Origin of the sequence: Salibacterium salarium (genome assembly GCF_030813635.1) — a bacterium.
Taxonomy (GTDB): domain Bacteria; phylum Bacillota; class Bacilli; order Bacillales; family Marinococcaceae; genus Salibacterium; species Salibacterium salarium.
Map to the genome: position 1 here is coordinate 463,509 of NZ_JAUSUM010000002.1, position 25,364 is coordinate 488,872.

Annotated in this window: 26 protein-coding genes, 1 tRNA gene and 1 pseudogene; 24 read left to right on the plus strand and 4 right to left on the minus strand. The window is 37.9% G+C overall.

Translation table 11 applies throughout. The annotated features are described in order from the left end of the window. The first annotated feature begins 68 nt into the window (after nucleotides 1-68). The 3 genes from sirA (at nucleotide 69) to J2S78_RS08135 (ending at nucleotide 1,526) form a co-directional block, all read left to right on the plus strand. Nucleotides 69-506, plus strand: coding sequence for a sporulation inhibitor of replication protein SirA (sirA, locus tag J2S78_RS08125; RefSeq protein ID WP_306897661.1), 438 nt, complete (start codon nucleotides 69-71; stop codon nucleotides 504-506). A 118-nt stretch (nucleotides 507-624) separates the two neighbouring features. Beyond that, on the plus strand, nucleotides 625-849 hold the full coding sequence (locus tag J2S78_RS08130; RefSeq protein WP_306897663.1) for a YneF family protein: 225 nt from the start codon (nucleotides 625-627) through the stop codon (nucleotides 847-849). Between the two features lie 173 nt (nucleotides 850-1,022). Further along, nucleotides 1,023-1,526, plus strand: coding sequence for a CcdC family protein (locus tag J2S78_RS08135; protein WP_306897665.1), 504 nt, complete (start codon nucleotides 1,023-1,025; stop codon nucleotides 1,524-1,526). A gap of 50 nt (nucleotides 1,527-1,576) precedes the next feature. Here the strand turns inward: J2S78_RS08135 and J2S78_RS08140 are convergent, their stop codons facing one another. Then, nucleotides 1,577-2,005 (minus strand): DUF2621 domain-containing protein, encoded by a 429-nt coding sequence (locus J2S78_RS08140; protein WP_306897667.1) that lies wholly within the window; start codon nucleotides 2,003-2,005, stop codon nucleotides 1,577-1,579. A 158-nt stretch (nucleotides 2,006-2,163) separates the two neighbouring features. Between J2S78_RS08140 and J2S78_RS08145 the strand changes: the two genes are divergently transcribed. Then, nucleotides 2,164-2,598 carry a YueI family protein gene (locus tag J2S78_RS08145; protein ID WP_306897669.1) on the plus strand — a complete coding sequence of 145 codons (435 nt, stop codon included), beginning with the start codon at nucleotides 2,164-2,166 and terminating at the stop codon, nucleotides 2,596-2,598. Nucleotides 2,599-2,680: 82 nt separating this feature from the next. Here the strand turns inward: J2S78_RS08145 and J2S78_RS08150 are convergent. Then, nucleotides 2,681-2,778 (minus strand) — tRNA-Sec (locus J2S78_RS08150). A 124-nt stretch (nucleotides 2,779-2,902) separates the two neighbouring features. Between J2S78_RS08150 and selB the strand changes: the two genes are divergently transcribed. Beyond that, nucleotides 2,903-4,825: a selenocysteine-specific translation elongation factor gene (selB, locus tag J2S78_RS08155; protein ID WP_306897671.1), complete on the plus strand. Its 1,923-nt coding sequence runs from the start codon at nucleotides 2,903-2,905 to the stop codon at nucleotides 4,823-4,825. After that, complete coding sequence (locus J2S78_RS08160; protein WP_306897672.1) at nucleotides 4,815-5,840, plus strand: glycosyltransferase; 1,026 nt, start codon at nucleotides 4,815-4,817, stop codon at nucleotides 5,838-5,840. The genes selB and J2S78_RS08160 overlap by 11 nt, the downstream gene beginning before the upstream one ends. On the opposite strand, the gene J2S78_RS08165 is transcribed toward J2S78_RS08160, so the two are convergent. Next, nucleotides 5,837-6,706, minus strand: a complete 870-nt coding sequence (locus J2S78_RS08165) for a selenium metabolism-associated LysR family transcriptional regulator (protein ID WP_306897674.1) — start codon at nucleotides 6,704-6,706, stop codon at nucleotides 5,837-5,839. The genes J2S78_RS08160 and J2S78_RS08165 overlap by 4 nt on opposite strands. A 126-nt stretch (nucleotides 6,707-6,832) precedes the next feature. Here J2S78_RS08165 and phnD point away from each other — a divergent pair, with 126 nt between their 5' ends. Genes phnD through phnC form a run of 3 tightly spaced genes read left to right on the plus strand, consistent with a single transcriptional unit; the run spans nucleotide 6,833 to nucleotide 9,298 of the window. Next, nucleotides 6,833-7,738, plus strand: coding sequence for a phosphate/phosphite/phosphonate ABC transporter substrate-binding protein (phnD, locus tag J2S78_RS08170; RefSeq protein WP_306897676.1), 906 nt, complete (start codon nucleotides 6,833-6,835; stop codon nucleotides 7,736-7,738). A 33-nt stretch (nucleotides 7,739-7,771) separates the two neighbouring features. Continuing rightward, nucleotides 7,772-8,533, plus strand: a complete 762-nt coding sequence (gene phnE / locus J2S78_RS08175; RefSeq protein WP_306897678.1) for a phosphonate ABC transporter, permease protein PhnE — start codon at nucleotides 7,772-7,774, stop codon at nucleotides 8,531-8,533. Nucleotides 8,534-8,548: 15 nt separating this feature from the next. Further along, complete coding sequence (phnC, locus tag J2S78_RS08180; protein WP_306897679.1) at nucleotides 8,549-9,298, plus strand: phosphonate ABC transporter ATP-binding protein; 750 nt, start codon at nucleotides 8,549-8,551, stop codon at nucleotides 9,296-9,298. A gap of 40 nt (nucleotides 9,299-9,338) precedes the next feature. On the opposite strand, the gene selD is transcribed toward phnC, so the two are convergent. Then, entirely contained in the window at nucleotides 9,339-10,391 is a 1,053-nt protein-coding gene (gene selD, locus J2S78_RS08185) for a selenide, water dikinase SelD (protein WP_306897680.1), read from the minus strand. A 155-nt stretch (nucleotides 10,392-10,546) separates the two neighbouring features. Here selD and J2S78_RS08190 point away from each other — a divergent pair. The 15 genes and pseudogenes from J2S78_RS08190 to J2S78_RS08260 all read left to right on the plus strand — a co-directional run. Next, nucleotides 10,547-10,729, plus strand: a pseudogene (locus J2S78_RS08190) (Rdx family protein); the annotation flags it as partial. A 92-nt stretch (nucleotides 10,730-10,821) separates the two neighbouring features. Next, entirely contained in the window at nucleotides 10,822-12,261 is a 1,440-nt protein-coding gene (selA, locus tag J2S78_RS08195; protein ID WP_306897681.1) for an L-seryl-tRNA(Sec) selenium transferase, read from the plus strand. A 150-nt stretch (nucleotides 12,262-12,411) separates the two neighbouring features. Continuing rightward, nucleotides 12,412-15,150, plus strand: coding sequence for an aconitate hydratase AcnA (gene acnA / locus J2S78_RS08200; RefSeq protein WP_306897683.1), 2,739 nt, complete (start codon nucleotides 12,412-12,414; stop codon nucleotides 15,148-15,150). Nucleotides 15,151-15,350: 200 nt separating this feature from the next. Further along, nucleotides 15,351-15,476 carry an FbpB family small basic protein gene (locus tag J2S78_RS08205; protein ID WP_306897685.1) on the plus strand — a complete coding sequence of 42 codons (126 nt, stop codon included), beginning with the start codon at nucleotides 15,351-15,353 and terminating at the stop codon, nucleotides 15,474-15,476. A 194-nt stretch (nucleotides 15,477-15,670) separates the two neighbouring features. Beyond that, entirely contained in the window at nucleotides 15,671-16,192 is a 522-nt protein-coding gene (locus J2S78_RS08210; protein ID WP_306897687.1) for a VanZ family protein, read from the plus strand. Between the two features lie 89 nt (nucleotides 16,193-16,281). Next, nucleotides 16,282-18,624 carry an AAA family ATPase gene (locus J2S78_RS08215; protein ID WP_306897689.1) on the plus strand — a complete coding sequence of 781 codons (2,343 nt, stop codon included), beginning with the start codon at nucleotides 16,282-16,284 and terminating at the stop codon, nucleotides 18,622-18,624. A gap of 16 nt (nucleotides 18,625-18,640) precedes the next feature. After that, on the plus strand, nucleotides 18,641-19,063 hold the full coding sequence (locus J2S78_RS08220) for an acyl-CoA thioesterase (protein WP_306897692.1): 423 nt from the start codon (nucleotides 18,641-18,643) through the stop codon (nucleotides 19,061-19,063). Between the two features lie 77 nt (nucleotides 19,064-19,140). Continuing rightward, nucleotides 19,141-19,449 (plus strand): hypothetical protein, encoded by a 309-nt coding sequence (locus J2S78_RS08225; RefSeq protein WP_306897694.1) that lies wholly within the window; start codon nucleotides 19,141-19,143, stop codon nucleotides 19,447-19,449. Nucleotides 19,450-19,514: 65 nt separating this feature from the next. Continuing rightward, entirely contained in the window at nucleotides 19,515-20,339 is an 825-nt protein-coding gene (gene nadE / locus J2S78_RS08230; RefSeq protein WP_306898759.1) for an NAD(+) synthase, read from the plus strand. A 65-nt stretch (nucleotides 20,340-20,404) separates the two neighbouring features. Continuing rightward, nucleotides 20,405-20,953, plus strand: a complete 549-nt coding sequence (locus tag J2S78_RS08235; protein WP_306897695.1) for a DUF4352 domain-containing protein — start codon at nucleotides 20,405-20,407, stop codon at nucleotides 20,951-20,953. 182 nt (nucleotides 20,954-21,135) lie between these two features. Beyond that, a complete protein-coding gene (gene metA / locus J2S78_RS08240; RefSeq protein ID WP_125556367.1) occupies nucleotides 21,136-22,044 on the plus strand; it encodes a homoserine O-acetyltransferase MetA in 909 nt (302 codons plus the stop codon). A gap of 208 nt (nucleotides 22,045-22,252) precedes the next feature. Beyond that, nucleotides 22,253-23,470, plus strand: coding sequence for an EAL domain-containing protein (locus J2S78_RS08245; RefSeq protein ID WP_306897697.1), 1,218 nt, complete (start codon nucleotides 22,253-22,255; stop codon nucleotides 23,468-23,470). A 150-nt stretch (nucleotides 23,471-23,620) separates the two neighbouring features. Then, entirely contained in the window at nucleotides 23,621-23,959 is a 339-nt protein-coding gene (locus tag J2S78_RS08250; RefSeq protein WP_306897699.1) for a cyclic-phosphate processing receiver domain-containing protein, read from the plus strand. A 263-nt stretch (nucleotides 23,960-24,222) separates the two neighbouring features. Beyond that, complete coding sequence (locus tag J2S78_RS08255) at nucleotides 24,223-24,387, plus strand: hypothetical protein (protein WP_306897700.1); 165 nt, start codon at nucleotides 24,223-24,225, stop codon at nucleotides 24,385-24,387. A 48-nt stretch (nucleotides 24,388-24,435) separates the two neighbouring features. After that, nucleotides 24,436-25,341 (plus strand): dipeptidase, encoded by a 906-nt coding sequence (locus J2S78_RS08260; RefSeq protein ID WP_306897702.1) that lies wholly within the window; start codon nucleotides 24,436-24,438, stop codon nucleotides 25,339-25,341. Nucleotides 25,342-25,364 lie beyond the last annotated feature (23 nt).

A 25,364-nucleotide genomic window follows, 5' to 3' on the forward strand; every position in this document is an offset into this window, starting at 1 on the left:
GAAAATGACAGTTCTTTTGCTTCTTATGCGATATGATTTATATAAAGAAGGGAAAGGAGAGCGAATCCATGAGTCGATATCAACTAACAATAATTACAAAAGAAGTGGCGCTCCACTATTACCAATCCGAGGACAAGCTTTATCGGTTATTTCTTGATTATCACAAAGCATATGATTGGGCTCGCCCCGTGCTAGAAAAACAAATACGTTATGTGACAGAAACATTCTTGTATAACGGATTTATAAATACTGTACGAAAAGATTTACAATCGATAGGGTTTAAGGAAGAGCTGAGAAATGGAGAGTATTTCTTTTATTCCAACCATTCATGTAGTAAAATTCATATGCATAAAAGATATATAATATTCGAACATAACGGTAGTGTTAAAGAAGAATGGGAAGTGTTTGATTGCTTGAAAAATATATCACCTTATATCTTTGCAGTAAATATAAAAAAGGGAGCATTTGGTTGGCTTAAACCGCTGAAAGTTTTCTCTGTTTTGTAATCAAATAGTCTCTCCCTCTTTCAATGTCACAAGGGATACGTTATAATTATGTAGGTTAAACGCTTAATAACTATACACTATTCGTTTTATGGTTTTTTAGAAGGAGGAAGAAAACAGGATGGACTGGCTTTGGTTTGTACTCGTCGGTGTTGTTTGTTTGTTGGCGGGTGCTGCATTAGGATTTTTTATAGCTAGAAAAACGATGATGAATTACTTAAAGAAGAACCCACCAATCAATGAACAAATGCTCCGGGTTATGATGATGCAGATGGGGCAAAACCCTTCGCAGAAAAAAATAAATCAAATGATGAAGGCAATGCAAAAGCAACAGGATAAAAAATAAGGACAAGGCTGTTTCAAACGACAATCGCGTAACGTGCGTGTCAATTTTGAAGCAGCCTTTCTTATTTTTGGCCAGCACGTTGCATAAGTACATTTTATCATTGTATGATAGGGATAATTGTTATACATGAAACCCTCTGCATAGAAAAAGCAGAGGAGGGAGTTGGACCTTTAATGAATGCGATGCTAATCATTACAACAGTTGGTGCTGCCTTCATGGCACTGGCTACGATATTTATACGAATGAAGGCGATTAAAAAGCCGGCAAACATAAAAAAAATTATTTTACCGCCTGTTTTTATGTCGACAGGTTTTCTTATGTTTATTTACGAACCTGCCCGATTAAATATCTCACAGATATTGGAAGCTTTATCCGTAGGGATTTTGTTCTCCTTTTTATTAATCAAAACCTCTAGTTTTGAAATCAGGGACAATGATATTTATATGAAACGCTCGAAGGCTTTTGTATTTATTCTTTTCGCTCTTCTCATCGCACGAGTTATTTTTAAACTTCTTATGGGGGATGTTATTAACGTCGAAGAGCTAGCAGGAATGTTTTTCATTCTCGCTTACGGAATGATTATTCCTTGGCGGATTTTTATGTTTATCCAATTCAAAAAAATAGAGAAGAAAAAATTATTAGCCGAAAAAAGCGAATCTGCCATATTTCGGTCTTAACATAAAAACAGACCACCACATTACGATGAGGGGGGGTCTGTTTTTTGTGTTTATAAAAATAAATGTTCATATGGTGACATATCAACCTGTTTTTCATTCAATTTTTTTCTTAAAAATTTATGATCTCGCTTTGGCGTTGCGACGATATAACCGCGAATCAATAAATCTTCATTAATTTGTTTTGCGTTCTCTTCCAAGGCAAGTTCCCCGACTTTTCCTGCAATTTTCTCTCTTGCCGTATCGCGGAACAACTCTGGAACGGGTTCTACTAATTCTTCCAGCAAATCTTTTTTGTCCTGTGGCCATAAATGTATTGTTTTCTCAAGGTAGTGATCCTGCCAGTCTAAAATGGACCTCCCATCTTCCTTAGGAAGACGCTTTAAAAACTTACGAAACATGAAGTAGCCGCCGATAAACATCATAACCGTTATAAAAATAGACCAGAACACAATAAACCACATAAACATATCAGAAGGCATCCGGTTCACCTCATTATCTTATCTCACATTCGATATTTTATCATAAGTAGATAGGAAAAATCATCTGCTAGATACGATTTGTAGATATATCGATAAGCCATTGTTTTTTGATATACTTTGTAAAAGCATAATTGCTTTATGAAAGGATGGGCTGTTTTATGGCGCGTAAAAGTGTGGAAGATTATATTGAAGAAGGTATTTATGGTCCAAAAGAGACGAAACCTGATGAAAAACGTCGATATCTTGGAACATATCGTGAGCGAATTTTGTTAGCTCTTACAAAAGAACAAGTGATGAAAAAAGGAACATTTCCAGAAGTGGAGGAAGAATTAAAACAAAATCAGGATGTTATTATGGTAGTGAATGGAAAACTTGGTTATAAAGCTTTATCCGCTTACACGAAAATGGCTTCAGATTATGGAGTACAAGCCCAACGAGTCACAAGCATAGATAAGACTAGTGACGTAGGGCTGGTTCTTGCTAAAAAATACGCCATTCATCGTGAAACGATATTTATCGAAGAGAATCAAGAAGAAGATATAGAACAACCTGAAAAATCACCGTGGTGGAAAAGGTTACTAGGTATTCACTAAATCAAATAATACAAAAACCTTCCGAATATCATTCGAAAGGTTTTATTATTATTGAGCGGTAGCAACAATTATTTTTAACATTTGGCGGGACCGTCTGGGAATCGAACCCAGCGGAGACGGCACGCGCCTCCCAGGAAAGTTTTGAAGACTTCGGCGTGCACCAGCATCGCAACCGGCCCCATATTATTTCACGGAGTGTATTGTATCGCGTAACACGACACAATGCAAGAAAACAGAATGATTTTCATTCTATTTCTACCTGTAGTAAGATAAATAGCAAGAATTCATATCAGGAATGATTGAAATGAAGGCGGGAATAATGATGGTGAAACGAACATTTACGATAGGCATGGCAGGTCATATTGACCATGGCAAAACGACGTTAACGAAAGCATTAACAGATATAGATACAGATCGATTAAAAGAGGAAAAAGCACGGAATGTATCAATAGAACCAGGATTTGCTCCACTTCACTTAACCGAAGATATGGATGTGTCAATCATAGATGTTCCGGGCCATGAACGTTTTATCAGACAAATGATCGCTGGTGTGGCTGGAATTGACGCAGTTGTATTGACTGTAGCTGCAGACGAAGGTGTAATGCCTCAAACGAAAGAACATCTTGAAATACTGTCGCTTCTTGGCGTGACAGGTGGATTGATTGCTGTAACAAAAGTAGACAACGTTGAAAAGGAATTGCTCGAATTAGCTGCAGAAGACATCCGTGAAGAGGTGCAAGGAACCCCCTTTTCTAACGCAGAAATGGTCTTTGTTGATAGTATTTCACAAAGCGGGATACATAAGGTACGCGAAAAACTAACGGAAGTTTTGCAAACCGTTCCGATGAGAAATACACGAGGGGCATTTCGGCTCCCTATTGATCAAGTATTTAGTGTCCACGGTCAAGGAACGGTTGTAAGAGGAACAGTCTATGAAGGATCTATTACAGAGGGAGATACGATTCAAGTTTTACCTTTGCGAAAAATGATGAAGGTTAGGCAATTACAAATACATGGCACTCAGGTAGAAAAAGGGGTTGCGGGCCAGCGTCTTGCAATGAATTTGAGCGGTGTTGATAGAGAGGAGCTAAAACGAGGCGATGTCGCTGTATCGGCGGAGCATTACGTGACAACTCAACTCATAAATATTGTTTTACATACATCGAAGGAAATGCACTATGCTTTAAAGCAGCGGGGACATATAAAGCTCCATCTGGGTACAGCAGAAGTATACGGAAATATAGTCTTTTTTGACCGCAATGTATTAAAACCTGAGAAACAAGAAGTCCTATGTCAACTTAGACTTAATGATCCTATCGTCACTAAACGCAATGATACATTTATTGTACGCCGTCCATCCCCGACTGAAACCGTTGGTGGGGGCTGGGTGATTAATCCGAATGCCGAACGTTTGAGGTTTGGAGAAACAAGCATCAGACTGCTCGAACAAGAGATGGAAGGAACTCCTGCGGAGCATATAAAAAAAGCAATTTGGGTTAACTATTGGCTCAGCGCAGAAGTACTAGCAAAGGAAACTGGTATTCTTATTGATGACGTGAAGGAAATTCTTCAACAATTAAAAGAGAATGGTGAAGTAATAGAGTATTCAAATGGAAAACTGGTTCTTCGAGAACGGTATGACCAATTTTTAAAAGCTATAAAACAAGAACTACAGGAGTTTCATCAAACTCATCCTTTACAGAAAGGAAAAAATAAACAGGAACTCCAAGCAATGAAAGAAATGGATATGCCTAAAGATTTGACAGAAAGGTTCATAGAAAGAGCTGAAGCGGAGGGTGAGATAAAACGGGACAAACAATTTATTTCTCTCTATCCTTTTAGTCCAGCATTTCCTAAAGGATGGGAAACGAAAATGACACAAGCAAAAGAGAAATGGGTGAAAGATGGCTTAACACCTAGGCCATGGGCGGAATATATGCAAGAACAAAGCATACCAATGGAGCTCCGAGAAGAATTAAAATATTCATTTCTACAAGCGTATGAAGCTATAACAATGGATGAAAAGCATATTTGGCCTGCTTTTAAAGTAGTAGAAGCTGCCAAGCAATTGAAACAGCAATATCCCGCCTCTTTCACATTACAAGATGCAAAAGAGGAACTAAATATTACGCGAAAGTACCTTGTCCCTTTTCTTGAGTGGCTTGATGAACAAAATTGGACGAAACGACAAGAAAATGAAAGAGTGTGGCGTAACTATGACAAATAGAAAAGGATTGTCCATTCTTTATCTTACTCCTTATTTTTATTCGAAGCGAGGCAATGCGACGACAGCAAAGAGGATGAAAAAGTATTTAGAAGAAGCAGGACATCAAGTGAATGTGTTTGCTTTTGAAGAAGAAGATGGACCTATAGAGGATTTAATTAAAGAATCAGATATCATCCATGCTCTGCATGTAAGAAGAACAGCGGAATATGTGGCATCGAAAGGCATTACGTTTCAGAAGCCGTTTGTTCTAACAACAGGTGGAACAGATGTAAATATTGACTTAAACCATCCTAAAAGAAAGAAGCAAATGGAAGAATTTTTAAGTGAATCAGAAGCATTAACTGTGTTCACGGAGGATGGGAAAGATAAAGTAATAGCTGACTTTCCTTGGTTAAAAAACCAAGTGTATGTTATTCCTCAAGCTGTAGAATTTGAGTCTGACACGAGTTTCGTTCCTTATTCGCTTCCTGAAGGCTTTCCGAAGCTCGTTCTTCCGGCGGGTTTAAGACCGGTTAAAGACGTATTATTCGTTTTAGAAGAACTCGATAAACAAGTATTAGATTACCCTAACCTACAATTTTTAATTGTTGGAGAAGTGCTAGATAATAATGTAGCCCAGCAAGTGATGGAAGCTAGTTATTCTCGGCCATGGCTTACGTATAAAGACCCGTTGGATAGTAAACAGATGATAGCTGTGTACAAATGGGCTGATGTTGTGATTAACACGTCTAAGTCAGAAGGACAGCCGATGAGCTTGCTCGAAGGAATGGCAGCAGGTATTCCAGCACTAGCACGAGTAAACCCTGGCAATGACAGCGTAATTATTCCTGGCTATAATGGGTACTTGTTTACCTCTGCCCTAGACTTTTCTCAGCAGTTACAGCGATTGTTTCAGAATAAAAGTCATTATGAAGAAATAGCAGCGAAAGCGGCAGATTATGTCCAAACCCATCACAATCCAGAAGAAGAAGCGCAACATTATATTGATTTATATTACTCGTTATTGTCGTATTAACTTCTGCTCTCGGCTAACTTTTTAAAAGCTTTTATCGTTTCTTTCTCCTGATTTTCTTTTCTAAAAGCTAAATAAAATTGTCGTTTATACGGCAGGATTCCTTTGAATACACAATCTCGTTTTAGAGCAGCATTTAAGGCGTATTCCGATAGAAATCCATAGCCAATGCCTGCTTCTACTAGCGAAAGCAGGCTTTCGGTATTTGGAACGATGGCTGCTGTTTCAAGCTCCGCAAGGGAACCTCCCCACTGTTTTAATCCTGTTTCCACCGCTTGGTATGTTCCTGATGCTTGTGGTCTTTTAACAAATGCATGTGAAGGTAACTCTGAAAAACCATCTATTTCATGCCGATTTTCACCAGGAGGGGCTACAATAGCTAACCTATCGCTTTGAAATTTTTGAGACACAATGTTAGATTGCTCTGTCGGAACTCCTACGATGGCGACATCAATTTCTTTTTCAGTTAATAAAGACAAGACAGTGGAGGAGTCTTCTATATGAAGGTGTAGTCGCCAATTTGGATAATGATAGTGACATTCTTTACACAATGAAGGCAAAAAATAAGTGCCTGGTGTAGTGCTCGCTCCTACGCTTAAGGTTTCTGTGTATTTATTTCCGCGTGATTGACAAACGGATCGTAATTGCTGCCAATCTGTCAACAAGCTCTTTGCTTTTTCATAAACCATTAATCCTTCCTCTGTAAGCGAAACGGTTTGCCGTTGAATAAGGGGGCTGCCAAGTTCATGCTCCAGACTTTGCAGCTGTTTAGTAACAGTGGATTGAGACACATTCAATTGATAAGCTGTTTGGGAGAAACTTCGTTGTGAAGCTAGTTCTATAAATAGTTGTAATTGCTTTTCGTTCATATTGTCACGTCACTTTCTTAACATGCTGATTTCTTTACAATTATCGTAAACAATGATAGCTTAATAACGCAACATTATTCCAAAAACGAATAAAGATTATTATTTTAACGAAACAGGGGGATACATATGAAAAAGTGGACAATGGCTTTGGTAGCAACGTCATTTCTCCTGCTGACAGCATGTGGAGAATCGAACGAAGAAGAACAGGGAGAAAGTTCTGATCCTTTGGAAGTTGCAGTAATTCCGGCTCAATCATCAGGGGAAATGAGTGATGGTTTAAATGCTTTAGAAACATCTTTGAATGAGTCAATGGATCAGGAAGTAAATGTTGATCACTATCCGAGCTATAATGCAGTCGTGGAAGCTTTAAACTTTGAACGGATTGATCTTGCTTATTTAGGGCCGCTTACCTATGTTATTGCGAATGAAGAAAGTGGAGCAGAGGCTATTTTGACTCAGGAAGTAGGAGGGGAACCTTTCTACTATTCATATATTATTTCTCACGTGGACCAACCATGGGACAGCTTGGATGAGATGCTTGAACAGTCCGAGGAGGTTGACTTTGCATTTGGCAGTGTTTCATCTACATCGGGGTCTTTGATCCCAGGACTTGAATTGAGAGATAGAGGTGTATTTGAATCGGAAGAAGAAAACGAATTCGCTTCTGTTCGTTACACAGGGTCCCACGATGTTACCGCAAATGCGGTACAAACCCAAGATGTACAAGCAGGTGCTATTGATAGTGCTATATATAATGAACTTGTTGAAGACGGTACAATAGATGATAGTCAGATCAAAAAAATATGGGAATCTGATCAGTTGTATCAGTACCCTTGGGCTGTTCCACAAAGTATGGATGATGATACGAAACAGCAGTTTCAGGACGCATTTACAAAGATTGAAGATGAAGAGATATTAGAAATATTCGGAGGAGCTTCAGCCTTTGTCGAAACAGATCACAGTAATTATGAAAGTATCGCTCAAGCTGCGGAAGATTTCGGAATGCTTAACATGGAAAGTATTGAAGAATAAGCTGTCTGCAAGTTTATTAAAGGAGTATTAGCAATGAGTTGGTTTCGTAAAAGGGCCTGGATATATGTACTCCTTCTTGTATTATTCGCATGGTGGAGTATGGGTAAAACAGAATTTGAGTGGGGCAACTTCAAAGAGTTTGGCAACGCGGTAACTTTTATTCGGGAGCAGTTTTTTCCAGCCAGATGGGATATACTACCAAATTTGATTGATCCAATGTTAGTTACACTAGCAATGGCGTTTTTAGGAACGTTTATTGCACTGGTTGTCGCTTTGCCGTTGGCTTTTGCTGGAGCTAAAAATACAGCTTCCCATCCCGTTCTTTATTACTTGGACCGTTTTTTCTTATCAATTTTACGATCTATTCCTGAAATCGTATTTGGCTTGATATTTGTCGTTGTTTTAGGGTTAGGTCCTTTTCCGGCGGTTATAGCGATTTTACTTCATAATATTGGTGTGTTAGGGAAACTTATTTCAGAGTTGATTGAAGCAGCTGATCCCGGGCCGCAAGAAGCGATGAAATCAGTTGGGTCAGGCCGTCGTCTTGGTAATATATTCTCGATAGTTCCACAAATATGGCCAAATGTGTTATCTCACTATTTTTATCGGTTCGAAGTTGCGATTCGCACTTCTTTGATTTTAGGATTTATAGGTGGCGGCGGTATTGGGCAAAAGCTTTTCAACGATTTTAATAGTTTTAATTATTCTGCAGTAACGGTTGAAGTTTTATTTATTATGTTATTAGTTATTATCGTCGATTTATTTGGGGCTTTTGTGCGCAAACGAGTGATTTAAGGGAAGGACGATTAGATGATTGAATTAGAGAATGTTAGTGTATATTATCCTAAAGCGGAAGAACCTGCTGTTAAAAACATTAACCTTACCCTGAATCCGGGAGAATTTATATGTGTGCTAGGACCTAGCGGCGCTGGTAAATCCACACTCATCCGTACGATAAATGCATTACAACCAGTGACAGAAGGTTCGGTTTTTATTAATGGACAAGACCTGAAAGAGATGTCAAAAGCTAATCACCGCAAATGGAGAAGTAGGACGGGCATGATATTTCAGCACTTTCATCTTATTCCACGATTAACAGTCGAGCAAAATGTATTAACGGGATTGTTTGGAAAAAGAAAATCATTTTCTAACTTTGCAGGCATATTCTCTCAAACAGAAAAAAACAAGGCGAATCAAATAATGAATGAAGTGGGTCTTGGAGACTTGTCAAACCGCCGTGTTGAATGGTTGAGTGGAGGACAAAAGCAGCGAGTAGGAGTAGCTCGCGCTTTGATGCAGGAACCAGATGTATTTTTAGGAGACGAACCGGTTGCAAGCCTTGACCCCGGAACGGCACGCTCCATTTTTCAGTTACTAAAAAAAGTGCACGATAAACAAAATCTTCTATCCTTGATCAATGTACATGATGTTACATTAGCTAAGTCATTTGCAACGAGAGTGATTGGTCTTTCAAATGGAGAGATTATTTTTGATGGTACTCCGGACCAAATGGGTGAGGGAAACCTAGAAATGATATATGGTAAAGCAATACATGCTTAAAAAGCTTCGTGTTCCCTGTTACGGGAATACGAAGCTTTTCTTACTTTAGATGAATCGCATGACTATTTCTATCTTCAACGTAACCGATAATTGCTGTATCGATTTTCCCTTTATTGTGCATATCACGAACATATTGCTCTGCTTCTGATTTGCTCATTGCAACGAGTAAACCACCAGACGTAATGGCATCACAAAGAATTTGTTCGGTTAGTTCTGTCACATTGTTATTTCTATAGATAGAATCAGCAAGATAGGAAGCGTTAGCCTTGGAACCACCTGGAATTATTCCTTGTTCCGCTAATTCTTTAGCGCCATCCAACATAGGAATGTTATTAGTCTCAAATGAAAAAGTAACTCCGCTTGCATCAGCCATTTCAAACCCGTGCCCAAGCAAGCCAAAGCCAGTAACATCTGTAACAGCATGTGGACGGTAAGGAGCTAAAGATTCGGCCGCTGTTTTATTGAGCTCAGCCATAACGTTGGTGACAGCATCAAGTTGAACAGCTGTAAGTGCATTCCGTTTAATTGCTGTTGTCATTATACCGACGCCGAGCGGTTTTGTAAGAACTAAAACATCACCTGGCACCGCTCCTTTATTTGCCCATACTTTTTCAGGATGAACAATTCCGGTGGCAGCAAGACCGTATTTAGGCTCTTGGTCATCAATCGAGTGACCGCCGACGATTGTCGCTTCAGCTTCCAATACTTTGTCAGAGGAACCTTTCATCATCCCAGCTAATATATAATCTGGTAATTCATTAATCGGAAAACCGACAATATTTAATACTGTTGTTGGTTTTCCGCCCATTGCGTAAATATCGCTTAGAGCATTTGCGGCAGCAATTTGTCCAAAGTGATATGGGTCATCTACAATAGGTGTGAAATAGTCTACAGATTGTACGAGTGCGATTTCATCCGTTAATTTGTAAACACCGCCATCATCAGATGTGTCCATGCCTACTAAAAGGTTAGGGTCTTTTTCTCGTTCTGGTAAGTGACGCAAAACTTGCGTCAGGTCTTCTGGACCGATTTTGCATCCTCAACCAGCTTTTGAAGAAAGACTAGTTAATTTAATATTTTCTTCGTTGTTCATTATTTCACCTCCGTAAATTGTTCTTTCGTTAGTATAATCCGTTTTATTGCGTGAACACAAATAATAAACTAAAATAAAAATAAATAATCATTTTAGAAAGGATGGATATAATGAATATTAGTATTACATTTTGTATGCAGTGAAACTATGCTCCAAAGGCCGTGAGTCTCGCGGATAAATTATATGACGTGCATCAGGCAAACATTGACTCTATACAGTTAATTACCGGATCAGGTGGAGTTTTTGAAGTGACAGTAAACGGTGAAAAAGTTTACTCCAAAAAAGAAACTGGTAGTTTTCCTGATGAAGAAAAACTAGTTGCCGACATAGGTAAATAAAGAACGACGACCGGCTATCAAAAGAATGGTTTATCGATTGCCGGTCGTTTTTTGCCTTTATGCTTGATGCAATAACAAAGAAGGTGTTGAACATGAAAGAGAAAGTAAGATGGATACCACCTGTACATGACTTCCAAAAGAACATAAGGTTTCAAACATTAACGAAAGAAACGGGAGATGTTTCTCTCTTAACTAAATGGCTGCGAACCGAAATCGAAAGTCTGCGAAATGTTTTGTTACAAAATAACGGGCCGGTGCTGCACTCTTCAGAAGAACTGAAAAAGTATATATTGGATCGACTAGAAGAAAAGGCAAATAGTTTTAATCAAGACCGCATCTGTCGGGTTATTAACGCAACTGGAACTATTCTTCATACAAATCTTGGGCGTTCTAACATGAGTGAAGCTGCAGTGGAAAAAGTTTTATTAGCAGCCCGTTATTATTCCAATCTTGAATATGATATAACCACGGGTGAACGAGGTTCCCGTCATGCAATACTAGAAGATATTATTAAAGAAACCACCGGGGCTGAAGCAGCAATGGTTGTAAATAACAATGCTGCAGCCGTCTATTTTGTATTAAAGGCATTAGCCGAAGAAAAGGAAGTGATTGTTTCTAGAGGCCAGCTCGTCGAGATTGGCGGATCTTTTCGCGTGTCTTCTATCATGAAAGAAAGCGGTGCGAAATTGGTAGAAGTCGGGACAACGAACAAAACACATCGATATGATTATGAAGAGGCAATTGGAGAACACACGGCGATGTTGATGAAAGTCCATACTAGTAATTTCAAAACAGTTGGCTTCACAAAAGAAGTCCCATTAACGGAACTTACAAATATCGCTGAAAAGGATGGCAGGCCGCTTGTATACGAAGATTTAGGAAGTGGAGCATTATTTGATTTTAAACAATATGGTATTGGGGATGAACCGACTGTCAAAGAGGCTTTAGCAACAGGTGCTGATCTAGTTACTTTTTCGGGAGATAAACTGCTAGGAGGGCCACAAGCAGGTATCATAGCCGGAAAAAAGCAGTGGATTGATCAGTTAAAAAAACATCAACTTGCAAGAGTGTTACGTGTTGATAAAATGACTTTAGCCGCGTTGGAAGAAACACTGAAAGCATATTTAAAAGGAGAGGAAAGCCTGCAGGAAATCCCAGTTGTCCGAATGGTTTCTGAATCGAAAGAGGTAGTTACTGAACGAGCAGAAAAACTGTTACATAAACTTGAGTTTTCTACCTGGTATGCTGAGATAGAAAACGATGTTTCAAAAGTAGGTGGCGGTACGATGCCAGAGGTAACATTACAGACAGCAATTGTTAGTATCGCCACGAATCTCATCCCACCTGATACTGTTATAGAAAAACTTCGCACAGTATTCCAACCTGCTATAGTGACAAGAGCAAAAGATAATAAAGTATGGTTTGACTTACGTACAGTAATGGAAGAAGAAATAGAAGATATAGCTGCTGCACTCATGCATTTGGAAAAAGAATTTGAAAAAAACGCAAGCGGTGGTGAAACACTAAGCTGATTTTTCAAAAAAAATATTTATATTTCGAAGAAGTTTTGCTATTCTTAGAGAGGGAAACCTTAGCTTTTTTCGATAGAATGATAGAGAAGAGCATTTGTTTCGACTTTTTTATCAATCTGTTATATTATAGTTTAAGAGGAGGGACTACATATGAGTGCAAATCAAGATGTATTTAATGCCCGAAAGTCGTTCGTTTCTGACGGCAAAACGTACCATTATTATGACATTAAGGCACTTGAAGAAGCAGGCGTGGCTAACGTGTCTAAGCTTCCTTATTCAATTAAAGTGCTACTTGAGTCTGTTCTAAGACAGCTGGACGGAAAAGTTATAAAGAAAGATCATGTGGAAAGTCTGGCAAATTGGGGAACAGAAAAGGGCGGTTCAGAGGATGTTCCGTTTAAACCGTCTCGTGTTATTCTTCAAGATTTCACCGGTGTTCCAGCAGTAGTTGACCTTGCTTCCTTACGTAAGGCGATGGCAGATATCGGTGGGGACCCGCAAAAAATTAATCCGGCTATCCCGGTTGATCTTGTGGTAGACCATTCTGTACAAGTTGACCAGTTTGGAACATCAGATTCCCTTCGCCAGAACATGAACTTGGAGTTTGAACGTAACGAAGAACGTTACAAGCTATTAAGCTGGGCAACAAAAGCGTTTGATAACTATAGAGCAGTTCCACCTGCTACTGGGATTGTCCATCAAGTAAATCTTGAATATTTGGCATCCGTTGTACACACAAAAGAAACGGAAAATGGAGAAGTGGATGCATTCCCTGATACCCTTGTTGGTACAGACTCCCATACAACCATGATTAATGGTCTTGGTGTTCTTGGTTGGGGTGTTGGCGGTATCGAAGCTGAAGCTGGTATGCTGCAACAACCATCTTATTTCCCTGCACCAGAAGTAGTTGGCGTTCGTTTGAAAGGGGCGCTTCCAAATGGTGCTACTGCAACTGACTTAGCTCTTAAAGTGACACAAACCCTTCGTGAGACAAACGTCGTTGGTAAATTTGTCGAATTTTTCGGTCCAGGTCTGAAGGAAATGCCGCTCGCAGATCGTGCGACTATTTCCAACATGGCACCTGAGTATGGGGCAACTTGTGGCTTTTTCCCTGTTGATCAGGAATCGTTGAACTATCTTCGTTTAACAGGGCGCTCGGAAGAACATATTAAAATGGTGGAAGAATATTCAAAAGCCAATGATCTCTTTTATGATGACAGTAAAGAGGAACCGGAATTCACAAAAATCGTAGAGATTGATCTTTCCAGCATTGAGCCAAGTCTCTCTGGCCCAAAACGTCCACAAGACTTGATTCCAATGTCGCAAATGAAAGACACATTTAACGAAGCCTTAACAGCACCGGCGGGTAATCAAGGCTTTGGATTAGCACCGGAAGATGTCGACAAAAAAGTAGAAGTGACACATCCAAATGGTAAAACATCTGTTCTTGAAACAGGTGCATTGACGATAGCTGCCATCACAAGCTGTACGAATACGTCTAACCCATACGTTATGATTGGTGCGGGTCTGCTTGCGAAAAATGCGGTTGAAAAAGGCCTTGACGTACCTGAGTATGTAAAAACTTCTCTTGCTCCTGGTTCTAAAGTAGTAACCCGTTACCTCGAAGATGCTGGTTTAATGCCGTATCTCGACGAACTCGGCTTTAACTTGGTGGGTTATGGCTGCACTACATGTATTGGTAACAGTGGGCCGCTTCCAGAGGAAATTGAAAAGGCTATCGCTGATAACGACTTGCTCGTTTCGTCGGTGCTAAGTGGTAACCGTAACTTTGAAGGTCGTATTCACCCGCTTGTAAAAGCGAATTATCTTGCTTCACCGCCACTTGTCGTTGCTTATGCTTTAGCTGGGAATGTCAATTTTGATATGAACAACGATTCTTTTGGTAAAGATAAAGATGGAAATGATATATACTTCGAAGACATCTGGCCATCCGCATCTGAAATCAAGAACTTTGTTCACGAAAACGTATCTCCGAAATTGTTTAAAGATGAGTACGAAAGTGTGTTCGATAATAATGAACGTTGGAATGAATTACAGTCTGATGATAATTCCGCCCTTTATGATTGGGAAGATGAATCAACATATATTCAAAATCCGCCGTTCTTTAGTGAAATGTCAGAGGATCCAGAAGACATTAAACCGCTTGACAACTTACGTGTCATCGGTAAGTTTGGAGATTCAGTGACAACTGACCATATCTCACCTGCTGGTGCTATTGCAAAAGATAGCCCTGCTGGCAGATACTTGTCAGATAAAGGTCTTAAACCAGCTCAATTTAACTCTTACGGATCTCGTCGCGGAAACCACGAAGTAATGATGCGTGGAACCTTTGCAAATATCCGTATTAAAAACCAACTTGCGCCAGGAACTGAGGGTGGCTACACGACTTACTGGCCAAATGGTGATATCATGGCAATTTACGATGCTGCTATGAAATATAAAGAAGACAATACAGATCTTATGGTAATTGCCGGTAAAGATTATGGTATGGGTAGTTCCCGTGATTGGGCTGCCAAAGGTACAAATCTATTAGGTATTAAAACGGTCATTGCTGAAAGTTTTGAACGGATTCACCGCAGTAACCTTGTGTTAATGGGTGTGCTTCCCCTTCAATTTAAAGACGGCGAAAATGCTGAATCCTTAGGCCTTACGGGTAAAGAATCATTTGATGTGAAAATTGACAATAACGTCAATCCGCATGACCTAGTTGAGGTAAAAGCTACAGATGAGAATGGCAACACAAAAACATTTGAAGCTATTGCACGATTCGACAGTGATGTAGAGATGGATTATTATCGTCATGGTGGTATTTTGCAATTAGTACTTCGCGATAAGCTTGCAGAAGCCAAAGGCGAGAAAAAAGTTTAATGTAAGAAGCTAGAGAATGGGGCTGCTCCAAAAGTAATTCACTTTTGAGAGCAGCCTTATTTTATGTTGCCAGAAAATTTCTGTGTAATGAACGAAGCGGCAAGCTAGAGTATCCATCTACAAAAAATAAAATTTCAATTACCGTACTTATTGAATAAAAATAATAAATATAGTTAATAATAAATTAAAAAGGAGGCGCTATGTATACTAAAAGAAATCAATCGATGAAAGAACTCATTGAAGCCAATAAAAAAGAAATTAAAAATAACCCGGCTATTTTAGAGCAAATCGAAAAGAAATGGGAAGAAAAGCGAGCTATGACATAACCCGCCATATACAGGTGGGTTTTTCAATTAAAAAGAAGGTAGATTAGATGGCATAGATATCTTGTTCTGCCTGATTGCAAATGTTGTCATTACCATTTGTTTATTTTTGCTTTATTACGAAGGATTTCTCTTGTCAAACTAACCATCAGAACCGATAATAGAAGAGGGATTAGGTTAGAAGTCAGGAGATAATTATGAAAAATTCAGATGTACATATTAATGAAAAAAACGAAGAACCGAATACAGTTGCTTGGCGGCGTATACTTCTTTTGCTGCTGTTCTTATATTTAGCTATCCTTTTCTATGTTACTCTATTTGCTTGGAACCATGGATCTTCCTACGGTCCTTTAGGACCTGGGGGACGTAATTATAATGTTGTGCCGTTTCGAAGCATATACAGAATTGCTAATTATAGTCCAAATTTGGCAGATCCGATCTTAATTTTAGGCGGTAATGTTATTATGTTTTTCCCGTTCGGGGCAATTATCGCTTTTTTAGTGAAAAAGAAAAGAAAAGCATTATGGCTTATTCCATCTGTAGCAACACTGTTATCTATCTTCATAGAAATGAATCAATATATTTTTACTCATCGTGTAGCAAACGTTGATGATGTGCTGTTAAATTCACTTGGGGGTTTTTTGGGGGCATGGTTTATTTTAATTTTTCGATGGGGATTTCTGAAATTTAAAGAAAAAGATAAAAGGAAAACCGATTAGCTGTTCGTTGAAGGAACAGCACTTTTTTATGAACATAAACCTAATATAATGTAAAATGGCTGAGACATGGTTACTAAAAGGAGAGTTTTATGTTGGACATTTCAACACTCAAGACGGTCCAAAACAAAGTGACCGAATGGGAAAAAGATAGAGATGTTGTTCCCATTTCACAAGCTCAATCTTGGTTGGAACTCATTGATTCAAACAAGCAGGACGAACGAACTTTAGCTGGTGCTATTTATGCTCTACTGGCAAGAGACCGTTTCAGTAAATACTATCGTTTTGACCCAATGATAAAAAATTGGATGGCTAATAGTTTTCAAATGGATCAACATAATCCATTGATAAACAAACTTTATGCGTTGGAACAACTTGAAAAAATAAAACATTCGACTTTTTCACTATCACTCACGTCTATTCGTGAAACCGATCAAAGTAGTGCTAGAAAAAAAGCCGCCTATCAATTGAACGATGTAGCTGAAAAAGAGCTTACTCTCTTAAACGAGGCTTATGACTTGTTATATCATCACCAAACAAACTCATTATATAATGCTGCAGCTGAACACTCCTACAATCTCGAATCCATGCTAAAAATGGTAGAACAAGGATTAGAGGAATATACTGTATTAAGAGAGGCATCAAATGAATATTTAATATCTGCTTCTGGTTCTTTTTATTCCCCTGAACAAGTGAAAAGAATAAAACACACTATTTCGCGGATAACAGAACTAAAAGAACAATGGGAAACGCTTATGGAACAAACAACCACTTCTTCAGCATACGAAACAAATCCGCTGCAAGAGCTGGAACATATGATTGGATTAGAAAGTATCAAAAATCGAGTGCAACGTCTATATCATTATCTTCAGTATCAAAAATCACGCAAAGAAAAAGGATACTATTTAAATGATGAACGAAGTCTTCATATTATTCTAACGGGGAATCCAGGAACCGGGAAAACGATGCTTGCCCGATTATTAGCGCAAATTTATAATCAACTGGGACTTTTACAAAGAGATGAAGTACTCGAAGCTGACCGTTCGCACCTTGTAGGTGGTTATGTTGGACAAACAGAAGAGAAAACGATGAATTTGGTGAAAGAAGCTGTAGGCGGTGTGTTATTTATAGATGAAGCTTACAGTCTAAAAAGAGAAGGAATGTCAGGCAATGATTTTGGTCAAACCGCCGTGGACACTCTGGTTTCCGCTATGACAAGCGGTGAATACGCCGGGACATTTGCGGTTATTCTAGCTGGATATCCGGAAGAAATGAGACACTTTTTAAATACAAATCCAGGATTGCGAAGCAGATTTCCGGAAAGTAATCACATTCATCTCCCTGATTATTCCTTGGACGAACTTAAACAAATAGCAGAGAAAGTAGCTTTAGACAATGATTTCATTCTAAGCAATGAAGCTAATAAAGAACTAGAAAAACGAATTGAAAAAGAACAAGTAGACGAGAGTTTCGGAAACGCCAGAACAGTAAAAAATATTATTATGGATGCAATATTCCAAAAAGGGGCTGAAGTTGGAGGTCAACGTTCCTCTAATATGGATGATTTTGCTTTATTAACGGCTGAAGATATGAAAAACCCTTCTATGAAAGAAGAAATGAATAATGAAGTATCAGCGCTTCATCAGTTAGATACATTAATAGGCTTAGATGAAGTCAAGCAGGAAATGAAGAAACTGGCATCGTTTATTGACATTCAAAATAGAAGAAAAAAAGAAGGATATCAAGCCGTTCCCATTCAACTACATACCGTTTTTTCGGGACCGCCTGGGACTGGTAAAACCACAGTTGCCAGTTTATATGCAGAGATATTAAAAGAAATGGGATTTTTAAAACGAGGACATCTTATTGTGAGTGGCAGAAGTGATCTCGTCGCTGAATACACTGGACAAACGGCGATAAAAACTAGGCGAAAAATACGAGAAGCTCTCGGAGGTGTGCTTTTCATTGACGAAGCATACGCTTTGGCATCACCTGCTCAAGCGGATTTTGGCAGAGAAGCATTAGACACATTGGTAGAAGAGATGACAAAACAAGATGAGAATCTAGTTGTTATTCTCTCGGGTTATCCTGGTCCGATGAATCAGTTATTTAAAGCAAATCCAGGCCTTCAATCTCGTTTTAAAAAATCGTTTTATTTTCCTTCATTTGAAGCAAATGATTTAGTGAGGATTACAGTACAATATAGTAATAATTACGGTTATTATTTTGAAAATGAGGCAGAAAAATATTTAAAAGAAACGTATGAATATATGGATACTTCCGGGAACGCTCGTTTTGCTGAAGATATGGCAGAAGAAATATTCCAACAACAAGCATTTCGACTTTCAAATTCTTCCGAACTAACGAATGAACAACTACAACTACTCACAAAAGAAGATATTCAGGCTGCCCGGGATTATAAACAATCAGAATAAAGAAAAGAGGATCACAATGTTACAGTCAAAAACAGAAATTGAAGTGAGATACGCAGAAACAGATCAAATGGGAATCGTTCATCATTCTAATTATGTAGTTTGGTGCGAACTTGGACGCACGCATCTTATCCAAAAATTAGGGTTTACGTATACAGAACTAGAAGAAACAGGTATTGTTTCTCCAGTAATAAATATTGATCTCCGTTATCGCTTCCCTGTTCATTATGGGGAGGCTCCGACTTTATATACGTGGATTGAATCATATGACGGAGTAAGAGTAGTTTATGGTTATTCTATTGTGAATGCCAATGGTGAACAGTGTGCCGATGGAACTAGCAGTCACGTGTGTGTAAAAAAAGATACTTTTCGGCCAATATCTATAAAAAAGCACCTGCCCGAATGGCATCAAGTTTATGAGAAGAATAAAAAGAAAACATAAAAGAATGTCAATTTTCCTGTCACATTTTCCTCCTAAAAAGTATTTTGTGGTATAAAAAGCAGGAGAGGGGAATAAGTATGGCTTTTGGGATTAACAAACGCGAATTAGAAAATTGGAAACAACAAGCACAAAAAGAAGAAATAGCATTGATTACTCATTTCTGGTATGATCCAAAGTTCCCTCACTACCATTCCGTTACAAAAGCAGCGAATTCCAATGTAAATAAACTAGCCGAGTGGGGACTTCAATATGGATTAAAACCAGAATGGATTCATCATAGAGATCCATTCCCACACTTTGATTTGCTAGGAGAAAAACAAGTTCAAGTACTAAAGGAAGAAGGAAAATATTCTCAAATTGAGCGATTTTGTTTAAATCTTAAATGAAAACAGTGTTTAAGAAAAAGGAAGAACAGGAATATGTAAAACAAAACCCACGGAGGGAACAAATGATGCCAATAACACAAAATGAAATTATTAATGCACTAGAAGTACATCCTTCTATAGACGCAAAACAAGAAATAGAAACTAGAAAAACGTTCTTAAAAAACTATTTAAAAAAAACCGGCGCTAAAGGATATGTTCTTGGTATCTCTGGAGGGCAAGATTCGACCTTAGCTGGAAAATTGGCTCAACAATCCATAGAGGAATTGAATAAAGAAACGTCAGAAACGTATGTATTTATAGCCCTGCGATTACCGTATGGCAAACAATTTGATGAAGAAGATGCGATGGCAGCGATGGACTATATTTCTCCAGATAAGTCTATTACCGTTAATATTAAAGAAGCTGCAGATGCATCGGAGAGAGCTTTTGAAGAGGCCACCGGTCAAAAGATGAGTGATTTTAATAAAGGAAACACAAAAGCGAGAGAGCGCATGAAAGTTCAATATGATATTGCAGCTGCATATCATTGTCTCGTTATCGGGACAGATCATGCTGCTGAAGCGTTAACTGGATTCTTCACAAAATATGGAGACGGCGCTTGTGATATTGCTCCACTTTTTGGTCTTGATAAGCGCCAAGGCAAACAATTACTTCGTGAATTAGAAGCTCCATCTATTACATTTGAAAAAGCACCTACAGCTGACCTTGAAAGTGATCAGCCAGGCTTACCCGATGAAGAGGCACTTGGATTCACCTATCATCAAATTGATGACTTTTTAGAAGGAAACGAAATTGATGCACAAACAAAAGAAAAAATCATAAAAAGATATGAGCAAACAGAACACAAGCGTCACTTACCCGTCACGATTCACGACAGTTGGTGGAAATAACGAAACGCTTCTTTCTCTTTTCGTAAATGTTTTTAATAAATATTAATGTAAAGGAGAAAGAAGAAATGGAGAGAGCAAGGAAAATGGATAAAAAATACTACCTATTACTTGGACTTACGCTGATATTAGGTGTGTTCAGCGGTATGTTTTTACAATCACAACGTACCAGTGTAGAAAGTGAAACAGAGCAGTTTTATCAGACAGTAGCAGCCAATTCAAATCAGTTAATGGAAATGGGAGAAACAGCTAGGATAAACAAGTTTGATATTACGGTACATGATGCATATAAGACCCAAGCAGAAGACTCGCAATACGTGGTAGTTGATTTATCTTTTTTCAACGCTTCAGATGAAGCGAGGGAAATCCCATTATTTAATTTACTAGTAACAGATGAAGAAGGATATACCTCAGAAAATGATTCCAGCCATGAAGATCAACGCCTTGTTGGCGGTCAAGTACGTCCAGAGGGGCTTCGCAGGGGAACTCTTGCTTTTGAAGTAAATCCTTCAGAGCACTATGAACTCTCTTACACAGATCACTCCGGCCGAGGACTTGGCAGTTGGAAACTCGATCTAGATGAGACAAAAAACAAAACAAACAGAGATAAATCATAACAAATGAAGGCAATTTATAACGCACGTAACTACTTCATGATTCATTTTTTTAAGTAAACAAAGATAGAAGGTACGGCGTCTCTTAAGAATTGATTCTTTTCCTATTTCATGATATTTTGTAGAATTAAGATACCTACAATAAAATCATATAGAGAAAAAGAATGAAGGAGTAAGAGAGACGTATGCCAATAAAAGTACCTGATCACCTACCTGCTAAAGATATATTATCAAAAGAAAATATATTTGTTATGAATGAAAGTCGTGCTTATACCCAGGACATTCGTCCACTTAAAATTCTCATTTTAAATTTAATGCCATTAAAGGAAACGACAGAAACACAAATATTAAGAATGCTTGGTAATACTCCATTGCAGTTAGATGTATCATTTCTACATCCAGATACACATCGTTCCAAAAACACACCTCATGAACATCTTTCAGCATTCTATAAAACGATTGATGAAGTAAGCAATCGGACGTTTGACGGAATGATTATAACTGGTGCTCCTGTAGAGAAACTTCCGTTTGAAGAAGTCGATTATTGGGAAGAAATGAAGGAAATTTTAGAATGGAGCAAAACAAATGTAACATCTACATTACACATTTGTTGGGGTGCTCAAGCTGCTCTGTATTATCACTACGGTGTACCTAAACATCCATTAGAGAAGAAAATATTTGGTGTATTTGAACACAAAGTCAACCACGTAAATCATAATCTCTTGAGAGGATTTGATGACGTATTCCATGCACCTCACTCAAGATATACAGAGACAAGAAAAGAAGACGTTGAGCAAGTTCCTGAGCTAAATATATTATCAGAATCCGAAGAAGCAGGTCTATATCTGCTCTCTTCAAACAATGGGAAGCAGATTTATATTACAGGACATAGTGAGTATGACGCAGAAACATTACGAGAAGAATTCAAAAGAGATGCAAGACGAGGAATTTCAACAGAGTTGCCAAAAAACTATTTCCCTGAAGACAATCACTTGCGTAATCCTGCTTTACGTTGGAGGGCACATTCTAATTTGTTATTTCTTAATTGGTTGAACTACTATGTATATCAACAAACACCTTATGATTTTGCGTAATTTTTACTAGTGAAGGTCTGTATAACAGATAGTTTATACAGACTTTTCTAATGAGATAGGGAAATATAAAATTTTGCTGTTTTCTAAGTTTAGCGCAAGATGATCATACGCTCGGACTTTTAGGACACCTTGCGCTTTTCTTGTTGCAAACATTAATACGTTATAATAACGAGGTCGTTTACAAGAAAGAAGAAAAGGTGATAGAGATATGGATGCTCTTGAAATTGTCATGAATAAACAAAATGTCTTTCCTTACTATCAACCTGTCATAAGTGCAGATAGACAAGAAATTACAGGATATGAAGTCATAGGCTGTTACAAGCAAGAAGACGAAACTGTAAGTTTAAGCGCTTTTTTTCGCGATCGGTCTATCCCTGAAGAATACCGCCTCGAAATAGAAGAGCACATCCATCACCAAGCCTTGTCTATTTTTCTTCAAGAAAAACAAAATGATTATATATTTTTAAATATTGATGCTAATTTAATCATTTCGGATGGTGGAGAACACTTTTTTGAAAGGTTATATTCATATAAAGAACAGGGTATTCTATTTGAAAATATTGTTTTAGAAATAAAAGAACACGAGTTTGACGGTGAATTATCACAATTGAAACATTTTATCCAATATGTACAAAGTATGGGAATCAACATTGCTATGGATGATGTCGGGAAAAGCACGATTCATTTAGATGAAATTGCTTTTTTGAAACCAAATATTATTAAAGTTGACTTAGCGTTTATGGAGGATCAATCGTTCCCTGACATATACAGAGACGTATTACAATCACTGTCTGCTTTATCTAGAAAGCTTGGTGCTTCCCTTTTATTTGAAAATATCAGTCAATTTAACCAATTAAATTTTGCTTGGAAACATGGAGCCCGCTACTACCAAGGATCTTATTTAGGACAGCCAAGGTCATATTTTTTAGACAAATGCACGTTTGTTGAAACATTACGCAAAAATTTTAATCACTTTCTTCATTTTGAGAAAAAGAAGATTGAAGCTCAAATTGAATTAACCGCTACTTTAAATAAACGGTTGCGTCATGTAATTAAAGACAATGATGCACCAATTGATATAGATAATCTAACAAAAAATATTGCCGTCAACTTAGAAGATATGACATTTCGAGTATATATTTGTAATTATGAAGGATTTCAACAATCGGGAAATGCAGTTATTGATGATGAAGGAAATTGGCAGTACCATTTTGAAGAACGTAATCGTAACTGGAGCTGGCGTCCTTATTTTCTCGAAAACATTGTGCGAATGCATTTTGAACAAAAAGGGATTCTATCTGACCTATACACTGATATTCATAAAGAAGAACGTATTCGCACGTATTCTTATCCTATCAATGAAGATTTATATGTATTCATTGATATTCCATATTCTTATTTATTTGAAAAAGATTTTCTCTTATAAAATAAGTATATAAACATAGAGCTTGATTGGCTGTTTGTTAAGCAAAATTTGGATATAATAGGATCTATATGATAGAATATAAATGCATAGGCATAGCATCAACTTGTTTTTCCGACGTTCAAACGGAAACTAAAAGGATGATGATGATAAATGGAACGACGCAATATTTTTTTAGACGATGTGAGGCCTGGACCAGATGATCACATTTTAGTGAAAACAGCAGAAGAATGTATTTTGTTACTGAAAGATGAAGAACCTGTTTCTCATCTATCGCTTGATCATGATCTTGGTAGTAAAAGAAAAAATGGTTTTGAAGTGGTCTTATATTTACTCGAAACTCAACAGTTTCCAGACCGTATTACTATACACTCTGCCAATGCTTCAGCTGGTAAAAAGATGTATAATCATCTTGTAGAGGGGAAAAGGTCAGGCTTTATCCCTGAACGAGTGAAAGTAACACATAGACCGCTTCCGTTAACTTTTTCATAATGTAATCATACCGATTGTCTCTTAGTAAGAGAGACAATCTTTTTTCATCTTAAAACATTATAATTTCAATCTTTTCGAGAAGTTTGAAAGGGGAAAAGATAAAAATGAACAAAACGTTAACAATAACAGACAGAGCCACTCAAAAAATACAACGATTTCACAAAAAAAATTCATGTATCACCGTACAAGCTTCTTATTCTGGAGGATGAGCTGGAAATATAAATTACTCCCTGATTCTGGATGAATCGGTTGACCTTGATAAAATGATAGTTAAAACAAGTGATGAAATATATTCGCTCTTAAAACCAGATCCAATGCTCGACCACCACCCAACGTTAGGATGGACTCTTAAAAATAAAAATGAAACGGTAGCAATTGGAGTGAAAATGGCAAGATACGGGAAAAACGAGGAAGAAACGTCTGTGTAATAAAGCGCATAAGATGAGATAAACAATAGTAGGAAGAAGGAATTACTTATGTATACCGCAGATGCTCATTGCGACGCTTTATTAAAAATTGCACAATCCGACTCCCCCTTAGTCAATGTGGACACATTGACTAAGGGAGGAGTTGGGCTTCAAAATTTTGCCCTGTTTGCGCCTGTGGAATCCTCTATTAACGAACAGCAGGAAATGATAAAAAAGGAAATCACTTTATTTCATATGTGTGTAAAACAATCTGACAACCTGCATTCGAATCCTTTCACCTTCATTAAAAATGATAATACTTATACGGACGCCATTTTATCTTTAGAAGGAGCAGGAATGATCGGAGATAATTTAGACATGTGGAATGATTTAAAAAACAAAGGTGTAGAAATGGCTAGTTTAACGTGGAATGAAAAAAATACTTTAGCAGCCGGGAGTTCTCAATCTAATCGACATGGATTAACAAAAGCGGGAAAAAAGGTGATACAGTGGCAAAATAGTAATAATATTGTTACAGACACAGCGCACCTAAATGAACAAAGCTTTTGGCAAGTTATAGAACGAGCTGACACCGTTGTCATAAGCCATACAAATACCCGAGCATTACATGACCACCCCAGAAATGTAACAGATAAACAAGTAGCTGCATTAGTAAATAAAAATGGGTTTATAGGACTCACATTTTACCCGTTGTTTATAAACGGTACAAATAGGGCAGATTTTTCTGATTTTGGCCGTCAAGTGGAACATTTATGTTCTATTGGTGCCTCTGATATTATTGGTCTTGGTTCTGATTTTGATGGAATACCGTCCACCATCAATGGGCTATCCACCCCTTCAGATTATCCTGCTTTAATTGATTGGTTGTTGGCCCGTTTTGATGAAAATATTGTAGAAGGGCTTGTTGGAGAAAATTTTCGTCAATTTTGGAATCGCAGACGAATAAAACGATAAAGAGTTCGTTTTTATTTCTTTGA